Here is a 15,541-nt window from a genome sequence, read left to right on the forward strand (position 1 = left end):
ATGGAAGGCCCGGCGCCGTGCTAGCCGCCCGAGACCGTCAGGTGGTTGGTGCGGAAGTCCAGGCCGCCCGCCGACGAGGTGATCTCGTAGCCGAACTGCACGTCACCGATGGTCTCGTTGCCCATCCAGCCCTTGCTGTCCTTGATCCACTTCAGGACGGGGAGGATGTCGACCGTGCCGGAGTTCGAGTCCGAGGTGCGCAGGAAGGAGAAGACCTGGTTTGCGCCGTTGTCGCCCTTGTAGACGTTCCAGGTGTGGCCGCCGAGGGTGACCGTGCCCTGGGGGCTGCCGAGCGGGCCCACGGCGCCGTTGTGGTTGACCCACAGCATGATCTCGTAGTCGTAGTCCGTGTCCCAGATGTCGTACGAGGTGTTGTACGCGCCCGAGGACGGGACGGTGACGTTGTAGCTGCTGGTGAGGGAGCCGAGGGAGGTGATCGGCTTGTTGATCACCCTCTTGGCGTTGGGGTAGGACTTGATGCCCCCCGTGTTGGGGTGGTCGGCCCAGACGCCCCAGTTGGTGCCGGAGTTGGCCCAGATGCACTGACTGCCGGCGCCGGAGCCCAAGATGTTGTTGTAGAGGGTGTAGCCGTCGAGGCCGGTGTTGCCCCACTGGTCGCAGGAGTTCCACACGGCGGCGTGGGCGGGCGCGGAGGCGAGGGCGACGGTGGCGCCGAGCGCGAGGGCGGGGGCCAGCAGGGCCTTGGTGAGCCCGCTCGGTGTTCTTGTTGCCATGGCTTTCCTTCCATGGGTGGGGGGATGTGCGGTCCTTCACCACGTCTTCAGGGTGAGGACGCGGTCTTCTCCGGCGACCAGGTCGAGGGACTCGGCGCCGGTGGAAGTCCACAGCTCGATGCGGTGATCGCGGGTCGGGCGCAGGACGGCCGTGGCGCCGTCCGGGGTCCAGGTGAGGTCGACGGTCGCGCCGCAGCGCGTGCGCACGCCGCGCAGGCTGCCGCTCGGGTACGCCGGGAGGGGCGCGGGCAGGAGGACCAGCCGGTCGGGGGTGGACTGGACGAGCGACTCGATGAGGACGGCAGGCAGGGTGTGCGCCGCGTCCGCGTTGTAGACGTCGCGGCGTGGGTAGTGCGCGCTCATCAGGGAGGCGTGGAAGAAGTCGCCCTCCAGCACCTGGGCGAGCGCGTGGGCGACGCGCTCGGCGTCGCGGAGCCGGGCGGCGATCAGGGCATGGTGCAGATGGCCGTGCGCGGAGTCGTTCTCGGCGCCGCGCAGTTCGAGGGCCCGGTGGGCGGCGGCGGCCAGGCCGGGGGTGTCGTAGGGGTTGATCTCGTCCAGGGGCCAGACGCCGTAGAGGTGGCTGAGGTGGCGGTGGTCGTAGGAGTCCTCCAGGCCGGGCCAGGCCCATTCGGCCAGGGCGCCGTCCTGGTTGATCCGGTGGGGCGGGAGGCGGTCGGCGAGCGCGCGCCGGCGGCCGACGTGTTCCGGGTGGTGGTCGGCGGCGGTCAGCAGGGCGTGGCGGGCCGCGGAGAGGTCCATGGCCGCGTTGACCGTGACCCAGCTCGCGTTGGCGGGGCGGTTCTCGGGTGAGTAGGAGGGGACGACGGCGACACGGCCGTCGGATCCGGTGCGGGTGAGGAAGTCCTCGTAGAACGCGGCGACCTCGGCGAGGGCGGCGACGGTGCGCGGGTCGCGGGCGCCACGGGTCTCGTCGTGGTCGAGAAGGGGCTTGAGCAGCCAGTCGGCGCCCGCCGTCCACAGGTGCAGGGGGTACTCGCGGCTGAAGTGGTAGCTGTGCCCGGACTCCCCGTCGCTGTGGGCGGGCGCGACCGCGCCCCGGGCGCCGAAGACCGCGCGGGCGTTGTCGCGCCAGTCGGGCAGCTGGCGCTGGACGAAGGCGGCGAGTGCCTCGGTGACCTCGGGGAGGGCGGCAGCGGCGGCGGAGGCGGTCTGGAGGCTGAGGTTGGCGTCGAGGGTGAAGGCGCCGGACCAGGCGGTGTTCCAGTCGCCGGTCCACAGGCCCGTGAGGCGGGGCGGGAGGAGCCCGCTGGCGGACAGCAGGTGGTAGCGGCCGGCCGCGAAGAGCCGTTCGGCGAGGGCGGGGCTGTGCGGTCGGGTGAGCAACTCGGAGCCCGGCAGGGCGCGTTCGGCCGGGTCGGCGGCGAGGTCGAGGGTGACGCGGGCGTAGGCGGTGCGGTGGTGGGGCAGGTGCCGGCCGAGGAGGGCGTCGTACGACGCTCCGGCCGTGTCCGCGAGCAGGTCGCGCAGGGCGCGGCCCTCGGCCACGACGTCCGCCTCGCCGGTGTGCCGCCGCACGCGGGTGAGCAGCAGCACGGACCGCGCGCCCTCGATGCGGGCGCCGGGAGGGGCGAGCGTGGTCGTGCCGCCGGTGGGGGCGATCAGGGTGACGCCGGTGTAGCCGAGGGCGCTGCCGGGGTAGCGGGCGCGCAGGCTCAGCAGGGCGCCCTCGGGGGTGCGGACGGCGCTGTGGCCGACGGCCAGCGCGGCGGGGGCGCCGGGCAGGCGGTGGTCCAGGGAGATGTCGAGGGTGCCGGGGGTGGTGACGTGCTGGACGATCACGTCGTCGGCGCGGGAGACGAAGGCGCGGCTGGTCCAGCCGTCGCAGGCCGCCTCCGTCACGCCGGTGGCGAAGTCGACCGTGCGGCGGTAGCGGCGCAGGTCCCCGTCCGGGCGGCGCACCCGCACCTGGAAGGCCGGGTGGAAGGGCCGGACCCACCTCGTCGTGCGGCCGTCGGTGAAGTCCTCGCCGGCGGTCGGGTCGCCGGAGAGGAGACGGTCCTGGAGGGCGGGGAGCAGGTCCGCGAGCCGGGGAGGCGTGCGGTGCTCGTCGTCGCCCTCGACGGGGCGGACCAGGGTGTGATGGGTGACGATGACCCGTTCGTCGTTCGGATCGCCGAACACGAGGGTGCCGTGGTGGCCGTTGCCGCTGAGGAAGGCGTCCTCCCAGCGGCCGGCCGGGCGGGGCTCCCAGGTGCCGTGGACGGGCGTGGCGTTCATGACCGCAGCACCGCCACGCCGTGGCGGCCGAGGGTGATCCGGCCGGTGACGGTCGTCCCCGTGAGCAGGTCGCGGTGCGGGCCCGGGATCTCGACGGTCACCGGCCGGCGGCCGTGGTTGAGCAGGAAGAGCAGCTCGCCGCGGCGCACCGCCTCCACCCCCTCCGGGAGCCCGTCGAGCACCGGCCGGGCCCCCGCGCCGGCGGCGATCCGGGCCAGCAGCTCCCGCAGCGCCTCCGGTTCGGGGAGCGTCGAGAGGTACCAGGCGCGGCCCTTGCGCAGCACGGCGGGCAGTCCGTCGAGCTCGCCGCCCTTGTAGGGGATCGTCTCGTCGGCGGTGCCGTCGGGCTCGAGTTCCTCCGACCACACGGTGCCGGAGAAGCCCTCGCACTCGGCGGTCTCCCCCGCCTCCAGCGGCCACCATTCGTGCAGCGTGCGAATGCCGAAGAGCTCGCGCAGGCGGACGTCCATGCCGCCAGGGCGTACGCGGTCGTCCTGGTCGGCGACTCCGGTGAGGAAGCCGCAGACGAGGGTGCCCCCGCCGCGCACGTAGCCGGTGAGGTTGGCGAGGGCCGCGTCCGTGAGGAGGTAGAGCTGGGGGACGACGACCAGGCGGTACGCGGACAGGTCGTGCTCGGGGTGGGCGAAGTCGGTGGTGAGGTGGGCCTGCCACAGCGCGCGGTGCCAGGAGCGCAGGAGGTCCGGATGGCCGGCCTCGCGGGAGAGCCTCCCCTCCTGGTCGCCGGCCCACCAGGAGTGCCAGTCGTGCAGGACGGCGACATCGGCCGTGACCTGCCCGCCGCAGACGTGGGGCGCGATCCGGGCGAGGTCCGCGCCGAGCTGCTTGACCTCCTGGTACGTCCGCCCCTGCGGGCCCGCGTGGCTGACCATCCCGGAGTGGAACTTCTCCGCGCCCTGCCGGGACTGGCGCCACTGGAAGTAGCAGACGGCGTCCGCTCCCCGCGCGACGGCCTGCAGCGACCACAGGCGATTGAGGCCGCGCGGCTTGGGATGGTTCACGCCCCGCCAGTTGACCGGGCCGGCCGCCTGCTCCATCAGCACCCAGGGGCCGCGCGCCTGCGAGCGCGTCATGTCCTGCACCAGCGCCCCGCTCTGGGCGCCGAGCGGGTCGCGCGGGTCGGGGTAGAGGTCGACGGAGACGACGTCCTCCTCCTCGGCCCACCGCCAGGCGTCCTGCCCCGCCCACAGCGGCATGAAGTTGGTGGTGACCGGCACGTGCGGGGTGTGGCGGCGGACGATGTCGCGTTCGGCGGTGTAACACTCCAGGAGCATGTCGGAGGTGAAGCGTCTGAAGTCCAGCACCTGGGTGGGGTTCTTCATGTAGTGGGCGTGCCGGGGCGTGTGGACCTCGGCCCAGTCGCCGTAGCCCTGGCTCCAGAAGGCGGTGCCCCAGGCGGTGTTGAGGGCGTCGAGGGTGCCGTACAGGTCGCGCAGCCAGTCACGGAAGCGGGCGGCGGCTTCGTCGCCCCAGTCGTAGGTGCAGTACTCGTTGTTGATGTGCCACATCGTCAGGGCGGGATGGGTGCCGTAGCGGGCGGCCAGGTCCTCGGTGATGGCTGCGGCGTAGCGGCGGTAGGTGGCGCTGGAGTGGGAGAAGTGCTGCCGGCCGCCCCACCACTCGGTACGGCCCTGCTCGTCGCGGGGCAGGGTGTCGGGGTGCAGGTGGCCCATCCAGGGCGGCGGCGAGGCGGTCGGGGTGGCGAGGACGACGCCGATGCCGGCCTCGTGCATCAGGTCCATCAGCCGGTCCAGCCAGCCGAAGTCCCGCTCCCCCGGGCGCGGTTCGAGTCTGGCCCAGGAGAAGACCCCGAGGGTCACGGAGTTGACCCGGGCCTCCCGCATCAGCCGGACGTCCTCCTGCCAGGTCTCCTCGGGCCACTGCTCGGGGTTGTAGTCACCGCCGTAGAGGATGCGTTCGCGCGTGACATCGCCGAGCCGTGGCATCAGACGGGCTCCCCGTACTGGATGCCGCGCCCGTTGGTGGCGAGGTAGACCCGCCCGTACACGCGCGGATCCCCGGTGACGGTCTCGCCGATCCAGCCCCACTGATGGGCGTCGTCGTTGATCCGCACCCAGCTCCTGGCCTCGTCGTCGGAGCGGTAGACGGCCGTGATCGCCTCGGTGGAGCCCACCTGGTAGATCGCCGGGTACGCGGCGCCGTCGGCGGCCTTGCCGAAGCCGAGGGTGTAGGAGGCCCAGCAGCTGGCGACCTTCGTGAAGCCGGCACCGCCGTCGGTGGACCGGTACAGCCCGTTCCACTTGGTGCTGAGCCACAGGTCGCCGGACCTCCCGGGCGCGGCGACCAGCTTGAACTGGCTGTCCCCGGAGGGCAGTCCGGTGGCCCGCGCGGTGAAGGTACGGCCGCTGTCCGTGCTGGCGAGGAGCGTTCCCGTGTCGGTGTCGTACGCGTAGAAGACGGCGGGGTCGGCCGGGTCGGCGACCGGGGTGGCGCCCTTGGGGAAGGAGGGGACCTCGGACCAGGTGGTGCCGTTGTCGGTGGAGCGGTGGGCGGGGTGCTTGGTGCCGTCCCAGTGCACGAAGGACCACAGCAGTGCGGTGCCGTCGGCGTTGGTGGCGATCGGCCCCGGCGCGTCCTTGGCGAGGGCGGGCTGCGCGGCGAAGGGCGCCCAGGTGCGTCCGCCGTCCGCGGAGTACGCCCCGTTGCCGTGGTCGCCGAAGCCGGCCCGGACGACGTAGGCGGGTCTGCGGGCTGCCTGGGCGAGCCCGGTGGCGGAGCCGAAGACGGGATCGGTGGCCATGCCGCGGGAGGGGGAGGCGGTGAGCCGGTCGTGGTACAGCACACCGATGTCGCCGCAGCCGCTGATCAGGTGCGCGGCGCCGACGGGCGGCGAGATCAGCTGACGGACGGCCGTCTCCTCCAGCCCGCGGATCTGCGGGGCCCAGTGGGTGAGGTCCCGGGTGCCGTAGAGGGTGGCGCCGGTGCCGTACACGATGTGCTCCGAGTCGTACGGATCGACGGCGAGCGCCTGGATCCACCAGCCGAACTTGGGCTGGTCCTCACCCCACTTGAGGTAGGGCGTCTCGGAGACGTCGAGCACCGCGGAGTCCTTCAGCGAGCGCCAGCTGCGTCCGCCGTCGGTGGAGCGGTACAGGGTGTCGACGGCCGCCCAGCGGTTGTTCGTGGAGACGACGACGGTGCCGGGGCGGCGCGCGTCCACGGCGACACCGCCGTAGCCGAAGGTGTCGGCGGAGCCGTCCGGCACGGCGGGGGTGACCTCGGTCCATCTGCCGCTGCGCGTGTGCAGCTTGTGCACGCTGCCGTCGGACTGCCCGTTGGGCCCGGGCGCGTCGGCATAGGTCACGTACAGCTCGCGGGTGTGCCGGTCGTAGGCGGCACGGATGGGCACGCGGGCGGCGGCGCCGGAGGGCTGCGCGGGGACGGCCTCCCAGGTGCCGCCGTCGAGGCTTCGGAACAGGTGGGCGGAGCCGCCGTCGCCCCAGCCGGCGTAGACGGCCCGCCCAGCCGCGACGAGGAGGGTGACGCCCTGGCCGGTGGCGGAGGGAGCAGCGGGGAATCCGGTCACGGGAGCCCAAGTGGCTCCTCGGTCCGTCGACTTGAGCAACCCGTCGTGCCGGGTGCCGAGCCACAGGGTGTCACTGTCCCGTGGATCGACGAGCAGCCGCTCCCCGGTCCCGCGCCCGTCCTCGTTGGCCCCGAGCTTGACGGCGAGATCCGTACGCTCCCAGCTCGCCCCCCGGTCCTCGGACCGCAGCACGGCCCCGTTCCCGGCCCACGGCTGGCTGTACGTGCCGACGGCGAGGTAGAGCCGGTCGGGGTGAGCGGGATCGACGGCCATGGCTTCGACACCGAGCAGATTCCAGTCGTCCCAGCCGATGTGGTCGAGCAGCGGTGTCCACCGCTCCTTCCGGTCGTCCCACCGATAGGCACCGCCGATATCGGTACGGGCGTAGGCGAGTCCGCGCACGGAGGGGTGGAAGAGGACTCCGGTGATGAATCCGGTACCGCCGATGACGACGTTCCGCCAGCGGTAGCGAGAGTTTTCGGCAGCGCGGGCTTGAACTGCGGGAAGCGAAGCACCGACGGCAGCGACAGCGGCTCCGGCAAGAACGGAACGCCGGCTCAAAGGGAATTCCAACATGGCAGGACCTCGTCAACTAGGCGAGTGGAGTAGTCAGGCAACGAAACCCGCGGCCGGAAATTCAGCGCATCACCCCTTGACCGCCCCCGTAAGCATCCCCTTCTTGAAATGCTTCTGCACAAACGGCGACAACACAGCCACCGGCAACAAAGCCAGCACCATCACGGCCATCTGAATGGCCAACGGCGACAACTGCCCGGTATTGATCTGCGCGGACAACCCCACCGGCCGTTCCTGCTTCTGCACCAGCTGGATCATCACGTTCTGCAGCGGCATCATGTCCTGATCGGTCAGGTAGATAGACGCATTGAACCAGGCACTCCAATACCCCACCGCATAGAACAACGCGATCACCGCCAGCACGGCCCGCGAGAGCGGCATCACGATCCGGAACAGAATCCGCCAGTCCCCCGCCCCGTCAATCCGCGCACTGTCGATGAGCTCCTGCGAAATATTCATGAAGAACGCCCGCAGCACCAGAATATTGAAAACGCTCACCGCGCTCGGCAGGATCAGCGCCGCATACGTGTCCGTCAGCCCGAGCGCCTGCACCAGCAGATACGTGGGAATCAGCCCGGCGCCGAAGAACATCGTCGCGAGCAGGGTCATCAGAATCCACCGGTGCCCCAGCGACCCACTGCGCGACAGTCCGTACGCGCACAGCACGGACACGGCCATGCTGAACGCCGTACCGATCACGGTCACGCCCACACTGACCAGCGCGGCCCGCTGCACCTGCCCGCCGCTCAGCAGCTCCTGGTAGGCGACCAGGGTGAAGCTCTCGGGAATGACCACCAGACCGCCGGCCTGGTCGATCGTCTTCTTCGTCTGGAGACTCGTGACGATCACGATCCACAGCGGAAAGAGAATCGCCAGACAGGCCAGTCCCAGGGCGAGGCCCTTGCCCGCCTGCCCGGCTTTCGACGGCTCCTCCTCCCAGACCGGCCGGGGCGGTGCCGCCCAGGGACTCGGCTTCTTCACCGGGGTCACTTCTTGTACACCCCCTGCTCGCCCATGAGATGAGCCACCTTGTTGGCGGTCAGCACCAGCGCCAGTCCGACCACGCCCTTGATGAGCCCGGCGGCGGCCGCATAGCTGAAGTCCTGGTTGCGGATGCCGTTCCACCACACATAGGTGTCGAGCACTTCCGACGCCTCGACGCCCACCGCCTGCCGTTGCAGCAGCAGTTGCTCGAATCCCACGGTGAGCGCGTCACCGACCCGCAGCACCAGCAGCAGCGCGATCACCGGACGCAGCGCGGGCAGCGTGATGTGCCACATGCGCCGCCAGCGCCCGGCACCGTCCATGGCCGCGGCCTCGTACAGGTCGTTCGATACCGACGACAGCGCGGCGAGGAAGACGATGATGCCCCAGCCGGCGTCCTTCCAGACGGTCTGGGCCGTCACCAGGTACTTGAAGACCTCCGGGTCGGTCATCAGGTCGAAGCCCTCGTAGCCGTGCTGCCGGAGGGTCTGCGCGATGATGCCCGCGCCGCCGAAGATCTGCATGAAGACGGTGACGACGAGGACCCAGGAGAAGAAGTGCGGGAGGTACATGATCGCCTGGGCGACGGCCCGCACCCGGGGCCTGACCACGCTGTTGATGAGCAGCGCGAGCAGGATCGGGATCGGGAAGTACAGCACGAGCTGGAGGAAGAACAGCACGAAGGTGTTCTGCACCGCGTGCCGGAAGGCCGAGTCGGCGAAGATCCGCTCGAACTGGTGGAAGCCGGTCCAGGGGCTCTCCAGGATGGCGACGAAGCCGTTCTCGCTGAGGTACGGGTCGTAGTCCTGGAAGGCGACCACATTGCCGAGGATCGGTATGTAGTTGAAGACCAGGACCAGCAGCAGGGCCGGCACCGTCATCAGGATCAGCGTGCGGTCCCGGCGGAATCTGAGTCGCCGGCTCAGCCGGCCGGCTCGCTTCCGCTCTCTCCTCGGCTCCGGCCCGGCGCCCGCATCGGACTGCGCCGGGATCTTCGCGGCTGTCTGCGCCTCGGTCGTCCTCCGAGGCACCGTGCTGTGCGACACGGCCTACTCCTTGCGTCCGCCCCGGGTCAGTTCGCCGAGCCGTTGTCGTCGAGCAGCTTCCTGTACCAGTCGCGCAGTCCGTCGCCGCCCTTGCTCCTCCAGTCGGACACGGCCTGCTGCACATCGCTGATCTTCTTGCGGCCGCGCACCACGTCGTCCTCCAACTGCTCGAAGTCGTCGGCGAGGTTGGACCAGCGGTTGGGCTCGGTGACGGTCAGGCCGAAGAAGGAGGACTTCTTGGTGAAGGCGCCCATGCGCTGCTGCCACTCGACCATGGAGCGGGTGACGTCCGGGAAGTCGGGATAGGCGATGTAGGGAGCCGGGTTGCCGGTGTAGTCGTAGGCGCCGTTGACCTCGTTGACGCCCTGCTGCGTCTTGACCGGCAGGCCGTCCTTGATCTCGTAGTCCGTGCCCTCGACGCCGTAGGCGGTGAGCATGAACTCCTTGGTGCCGTAGGGCGCGGCGCAGAAGTTGCACAGCGCGAGGAAGTCCTTGATCTGCTGCTTCGACGCCTTCTTCGACACGAAGGTGAAGATGTTCGCCGGCTGCACCGCCCACAGCGTGGGGTCGCCGCCGTCCGGGCCGAAGATGTCGAACGCGGCCATCTCGAAGTCCGGGTTCTGGGTGCGCTGTTCGGCGGTCTTGCCCCACCAGTCGGAGATGTTCTGGTTGTAGACCAGCACTTCACCGGCGGTGAAGCGGTTGCCCGCGTCGCCGCCCGCCTTGCCCTGGACCGCGTCGGGGTGGACCACCTTGGCGGCGTAGAGCTTGCGGGTCCACTCCAGGGCCTCGAGGTACTGCTCGGTCTCGACGCGGTTGATCAGCTTGTCGCCCTCGAGGTTCCACCACAGCGCCTTGTCGCTGCCGGACAGGACGCCGAAGATGTTGAACGCCGTCCATTTCATGTCGTCGCAGGCCCAGCGCTTGGACCTGGCGCTCGTGGCCTCCTTCGCCCAGGCGAGGAATTCCTCGGGGCTCCCCGGGACGTCGTAGCCCTCCTTGTCGAAGAGGTCCTTGCGGTACAGCGGCGCGATGTCGGTGATGTACGGGGCGGGCATGGGGATCGCGCGGAGCTGCCCGCCGAAGATGCCGCGCTGCCAGGCCTCGGTGGGCACGGCGGCGAGGTTCGGGTAGTCCTTGACCTTGTCGCCGGACAGGTACGGGCCGAGGTCGGCGAACTTGGCGTTGATGGCGCTGGGGATGCGGCCCATCAGGTTCCAGCCGGGGACGACCACGACGTCGGGGATGTCGCTGGAGGCGAGGATCGCGCCGAGCTTCTGGTCGTAGGTGACGCCGTCCTGGTTCTGCCAGGTGACCTCGACGCCGGCGGCCTTGTTCATCGCCGTGTAGTAGGGGTTGTCGCCCTTGGGCGGGGTGCCCCAGAACGGGGACATGATCGTCAGCTTGCCGCCGCTGCCGAGCGGCTTCGGGACCGAGGTCTTCAGCTCGGCGGTCGGGATCGCCTTGGTGAAGCCGGCCGCCGAGCCGTTCTTCGCGGGGATGTCCGGGGTGACGACGTGGGACGCGACGAACGCCGGGAGGAGCCTCTCGGCGTCCTTGCCGGAGGTCGTGCCCTCCTTGCGGCCCTCCTGTCCGCCACCGCAGGCGGCGAGCAGCGGCATCCCTCCGGCCACCGCTGCGGTGGCGACCGCGGTGGAGGCGAGGAAGCTTCTCCGGCTGGGCCGGGAGGGGGCGGGGGCGGCGTTCGGCGTCATTGCGTCAACCCTTCATGGCGCACCAGGACACCCGGCGGTGGCCGTCGGCTGCGATTGCGTGAATGTGTCGAAGCGCTTCGATGTTGCTGCGAGGTTAAGTGAACGCCCAGGGGTGCACAAGGGTCGCTCCCAAGATTCCTGACGAGGCTCGCGGTCGCCTCGCAGGCATACACCGCAAGGAATCCACGCAGCGCGCTCGCCTCCCGACGACAGGATCCCTTGACACCCGACCCCGCACCGCATCAGCATCGAAGCGCTTCGAAAGCGCCTCGCCGCGCCATCCCGAGGGGAACCCCACGTGACCGCACAGACGCCGCCCACGCTGCCTTTCCGCGATCCGCAACTGCCGGTCGCGAAGCGCATCGACGACCTGCTGTCGCGGCTCACACTCGACGAGAAGACGGCGTTCCTGCACCAGTTCGCGCCCGCCGTCGAGCGCCTGGGCATCGGCGCCTTCCGCACCGGCCAGGAGGCGCTGCACGGCGTCGCCTGGATGGGCCCGGCGACGGTGTTCCCGCAGGCGGTGGGCCTGGGAGCCACCTGGAACCCGGAGCTGGTGCGCCGGGTCGGCGAGGCGGTGTCCCGGGAGATCCGCGCGATGCGCGCCCGGGACGAGCGGGTCGGCCTGAACGTGTGGGCCCCGACCGTGAACCTCCTGCGCCACCCCCTGTGGGGCCGCAACGAGGAGGGCTACTCGGAGGATCCGAGGCTCACCTCGGCGATCGCCACCGCCTACACCCGGGGCCTGCGCGGCGATCACCCCGCGTACTGGCGCACGGCCCCGGTGCTCAAGCACTGGCTGGCGCACAACAACGAGACCGACCGCGCCACCTCCTCCAGCTCCGTACGGCCCCGGGTGCTGCACGAATACGATCTGCGCGCCTTCCGCGACACCGTGGAGGCGGGCGCGGTGGCCGGCGTGATGCCGGCGTACAACCTGGTCAACGGCCGCCCGAACCACGTCTCGCCGTATCTGCGCGAGCACCTGCGCACGTGGACCGAGGAGGAGCTGCTGGTCTGCTCGGACGCGGGCGCGCCGTCCAACCTGGTCGATTGCGAGCACTACTTCGACACCCACGAGGAGGCCACGGCGGCGGCCCTCCGGGCGGGCGTCGACAGCTTCACCGATCACGGCACGGACAGCTCGACGATCGTCGCGCGGGTCGAGGCGGCTGTCGAGCAGGGCCTGGTGACGGAGGCCGACCTGGACACGGCCGTCCGGCGCCAGCTCTCGGTGCGGTTCCGGCTCGGCGAGTTCGACGGGGAGTACGACGAGACGGGCGCGTACGACACCGCGGAGCACCGGGCGCTCGCCCAGGAGGCCGCCGAGCAGGCGATCGTCCTGCTGAAGAACGACGACGTGCTGCCGCTCGCCCCCCGCACCCGTATCGCGGTCGTCGGACTGCTCGCCGACGAGTGCAAGCTCGACTGGTACAGCGGCACCCTCATCCACCGCTCCACCCCGCTGGAGGGCCTCTACGAGCGGTTCGGCGCCGAGCGCGTGGAGTTCGCGGAGGGCGTGGACCGCGTCCTGCTGAGGACGGCCGGCGGTTCCTTCCTGCGCGTGCCGCCCGCGCCCGAGGTCCCCGACGCGGCGCGCGGCACCGAGGGCGCCCTCGACCCGGCGCTGCTCGCGGGCCGCACCGACCTCCCCCCGCTCACCACGGCGCCTGAGGGCACCGAGCTGGCCCTGGTCGACTGGGGTGAGGGCGTGCTGACCCTGCGCGCGCCCGACGGCCGCTACCTCTCCGTCGCCGAGGACGGCTACCTCCGCGCCTCCGCCGACCAGCCGGGCGGCTGGATCGTCCAGGAGACGTTTCGCCTCGAACCGCACGAGAACGGTCACCTCCTCCGGCACATGGGGACAGGACGCCATGTGCAGGTCGCCGCCGACGGCGTGAAGGTTGCCGCCGCGGACGGGGAGGATCCCGAGGTCTTCGAGCTGGTCGTCGCCGCGCGCGGCGAGGACGCGGTGGCCGAGGCGGCCGCCCGCGCGGACGTGGTCGTGGTGGTCGCGGGCAACGACCCGCACATCAACGGGCGCGAGACCGAGGACCGTACGACGCTGCGGCTGCCCGCCCAGCAGGAGCTGCTGCTGCGCGCGGCCCGCGCCGCCAACCCGAACACGGTGCTGGTCCTGGTCTCCGCGTACCCGTACGCCGTCGACCCGGCGCCCCTTTCGGCGATGCTGTGGACCGCCCACGGCGGCCAGGCCGCGGGAACCGCCCTGGCCCGGGTGCTCGCCGGTGACGTCTCCCCCGCCGGCCGCCTCCCGCAGACGTGGTACGCCGACGACGCCGACCTGCCGCCCCTGCTCGACTACGACGTCATCGGCTCCCGCCAGACCTACCTCTACTTCGAGGGCACCCCGCTGTTCCCCTTCGGGCACGGCCTGTCGTACGCGGCCTTCGCCTACGGCGAGTTGACGGCGCGGGCCACCAGCGAGTCGGTGCGCGTCTCCTTCTCCGTGACCAACACCGGTGCGGTCACCGCCGACGAGGTGGCCCAGCTGTACACCCGGGCCGTCGACCCCTCGGTCCCGCGTCCGCGCCGCGAGCTCGTGGCGCACCGGCGCGTGACGCTCGCGCCCGGGGAATCGGCCGAGCCGGCCTTCGAACTCCCGCTGTCCGCCTTCGCGTTCTGGGACGTCCGGGTGGGCCGCTGGCGGGTGGAACCGGGCCCGTACGAGCTGCTGGCCGGCGCGTCCAGCGAGGACGTCCGGCTGCGGACGACGATCACCCTCGGCGGAGAGCCGACCGCCCCCCGCCCCGTCCTCGAACGCGGCCTGAACGCGGAGGACTTCGACGAACAGCGCGGCACCGAGATCGTCGACCGCGGCAAGGTCTCCGGCGACGCGGTGACCCCCAGGAGCGGCCGGACGGGCGAACTGCTGTTCCGTGACTGCGACTTCGGGGACGGGACGCAGGAGGTGTCCGTCGAGGTGGCCGGCTCCGGCACGGTGGAGCTGTCCCTCGACGGCGGCCCGGTGCTCGCCTCGCTGTCCCCGGCGGCACCCACCCAGGGCCCCTACGACTACGTCACGCTCCGCGCCCCCCTGCCCGCCGTCACCGGCGTGCACGACGTGCGGCTCGGGCTGCGCGGCCCCGTGCGGCTCGCGCGGGCCGGCTTCTCCGGTTGAGGGTCCGGAGGCGGCCGGCACGAAAGAAGGGGCCCGGCACCGGAAGGCTCGGTGCCGGGCCCCTTCGGACGGGGTGGGACCCGGGTCAGAGGGCGAGGCCGGTCAGGACCATCACACGCTCGTAGGTGTAGTCCTCCATCGCGAACCTCACGCCCTCGCGGCCCACACCGGACTGCTTGGCGCCGCCGTACGGCATCTGGTCGGCCCGGTAGGAGGGCACGTCGCCGATGACCACGCCGCCGACCTCAAGGGCGCGGTGGGCGCGGAAGGCGGTCTGCAGGTCGTGGGTGAACACACCCGCCTGGAGGCCGTACTTGGAGTCGTTGACGGCGTCGAAGGCCGCGGCCTCGCCGTCCACCTTCTGCACGGTCAGCACGGGCCCGAAGACCTCCTCGCAGGAGATCGTCACATCGGCCGGCACGTCGGTGAGCACGGTCGGCGCGTAGGAGGCGCCGTCGCGCTTGCCGCCGGTGAGGAGCGTGGCGCCGGCCTCGACGGCCTCCTGCACCCACGCCTCGACGCGCTTGGCGGCGTCCTCGCTGACCAGCGGACCCACGTCGGTCTTGTCGTCGCTCGGGTCGCCGGTGACCTGCGCCTCGACGGCGGCGACGATGCGCGGCAGCAGCCGGTCGTACACGGACGCGTCGGCGATCACGCGCTGCACGGAGATGCAGGACTGGCCGCCCTGGTAGTTGGAGAAGGTCGCGATGCGGTTCGCGGCCCGGTCCAGGTCCTCGTCGCTCGCCCAGTCGGCCAGCACGACGGCCGCGCCGTTGCCGCCGAGCTCCAGGGTGCAGTGCTTGCGCGGCACCGAGTCCATGATCGCGTAGCCGACCTGCTCGGAGCCGGTGAAGGAGATCACCGGCAGCCGCTCGTCCTGGACGAGGGCGGGCATGCGGTCGTTGGGGACCGGCAGAATGCTCCACGAGCCGGCGGGCAGCTCGGTCTCGGCGAGCAGCTCGCCGAGGATCAGCCCGGACAGCGGGGTCGCCGGGGCGGGCTTGAGGATGATCGGGGCGCCGGCGGCGATGGCCGGGGCGATCTTGTGGGCGCACAGGTTCAGCGGGAAGTTGAACGGCGCGATGCCCAGCACGACGCCCTTGGAGAAGCGGCGGGTGAAGGCGAGCCGGCCCTGGCCGCCGAGGTCGGTGTCGAGCCGCTGGGCCTCGCCGCCGTTGAAGCGGCGGGCCTCCTCGGCCGCGAAGCGGAACACGGAGACGGCGCGGCCGACCTCGCCGCGCGCCCACTTGATGGGCTTGCCGTTCTCGGCGGAGATCAGCTGCGCGATCTCCTCGGTGCGCTCCACCAGGCGCCGGCTGACGTGGTCGAGGGCGGCGGCGCGGACGTGGGCGGGGGTGGCGGCGAACTCGTCCCGTACGGCGTACGCGGCGGCCACGGCCTCCTCGACCTGGGCGTCGGAGGGCACGCTCACCGAGCCGACGACCCGGCCGTCCCACGGGGAGGTGACGTCGAAGGCGGCCTCGCCGGTGGCCTGGCGGCCGGCGAGCCAGAAGGCGTGGGTGGAAGTCATCAGAGTCCCG

9 protein-coding genes are annotated in these 15,541 nt (G+C 71.4%); 1 reads left to right on the forward strand and 8 read right to left on the reverse strand.

Annotated features, from left to right (window positions below; all coding sequences use genetic code 11):
* Nucleotides 1-20 precede the first annotated feature (20 nt).
* The 7 genes from AB0412_RS21230 to AB0412_RS21260 form a co-directional block, all read right to left on the reverse strand.
* Nucleotides 21-734 (reverse strand): hypothetical protein, encoded by a 714-nt coding sequence (locus AB0412_RS21230; protein ID WP_366404146.1) that lies wholly within the window; start codon nt 732-734, stop codon nt 21-23.
* Between the two features lie 36 nt (nt 735-770).
* Nucleotides 771-2,975: a glycoside hydrolase N-terminal domain-containing protein gene (locus tag AB0412_RS21235; RefSeq protein WP_366404147.1), complete on the reverse strand. Its 2,205-nt coding sequence runs from the start codon at nt 2,973-2,975 to the stop codon at nt 771-773.
* Nucleotides 2,972-4,939: a beta-galactosidase gene (locus AB0412_RS21240; protein WP_366404148.1), complete on the reverse strand. Its 1,968-nt coding sequence runs from the start codon at nt 4,937-4,939 to the stop codon at nt 2,972-2,974. The genes AB0412_RS21235 and AB0412_RS21240 overlap by 4 nt, the downstream gene beginning before the upstream one ends.
* Nucleotides 4,939-7,116 carry a 1,4-beta-glucanase gene (locus tag AB0412_RS21245; RefSeq protein WP_366404149.1) on the reverse strand — a complete coding sequence of 726 codons (2,178 nt, stop codon included), beginning with the start codon at nt 7,114-7,116 and terminating at the stop codon, nt 4,939-4,941. The genes AB0412_RS21240 and AB0412_RS21245 overlap by 1 nt, the downstream gene beginning before the upstream one ends.
* A gap of 69 nt (nt 7,117-7,185) precedes the next feature.
* On the reverse strand, nt 7,186-8,106 hold the full coding sequence (locus AB0412_RS21250) for a carbohydrate ABC transporter permease (protein WP_366404150.1): 921 nt from the start codon (nt 8,104-8,106) through the stop codon (nt 7,186-7,188).
* Nucleotides 8,103-9,146: an ABC transporter permease subunit gene (locus AB0412_RS21255; protein WP_366404151.1), complete on the reverse strand. Its 1,044-nt coding sequence runs from the start codon at nt 9,144-9,146 to the stop codon at nt 8,103-8,105. The genes AB0412_RS21250 and AB0412_RS21255 overlap by 4 nt, the downstream gene beginning before the upstream one ends.
* Before the next feature lie 26 nt (nt 9,147-9,172).
* Nucleotides 9,173-10,861 carry an extracellular solute-binding protein gene (locus tag AB0412_RS21260; protein WP_366404152.1) on the reverse strand — a complete coding sequence of 563 codons (1,689 nt, stop codon included), beginning with the start codon at nt 10,859-10,861 and terminating at the stop codon, nt 9,173-9,175.
* Between the two features lie 298 nt (nt 10,862-11,159).
* Here AB0412_RS21260 and AB0412_RS21265 point away from each other — a divergent pair, with 298 nt between their 5' ends.
* Complete coding sequence (locus tag AB0412_RS21265) at nt 11,160-14,000, forward strand: glycoside hydrolase family 3 C-terminal domain-containing protein (RefSeq protein WP_366404153.1); 2,841 nt, start codon at nt 11,160-11,162, stop codon at nt 13,998-14,000.
* Nucleotides 14,001-14,085: 85 nt separating this feature from the next.
* Here AB0412_RS21265 and AB0412_RS21270 read toward each other — a convergent pair whose 3' ends face one another.
* Nucleotides 14,086-15,531, reverse strand: a complete 1,446-nt coding sequence (locus AB0412_RS21270) for an aldehyde dehydrogenase family protein (protein WP_366404154.1) — start codon at nt 15,529-15,531, stop codon at nt 14,086-14,088.
* Nucleotides 15,532-15,541 lie beyond the last annotated feature (10 nt).

The organism is Streptomyces sp. NPDC052012 (assembly GCF_040689265.1).
Taxonomy (GTDB): Bacteria; Actinomycetota; Actinomycetes; order Streptomycetales; family Streptomycetaceae; genus Streptomyces.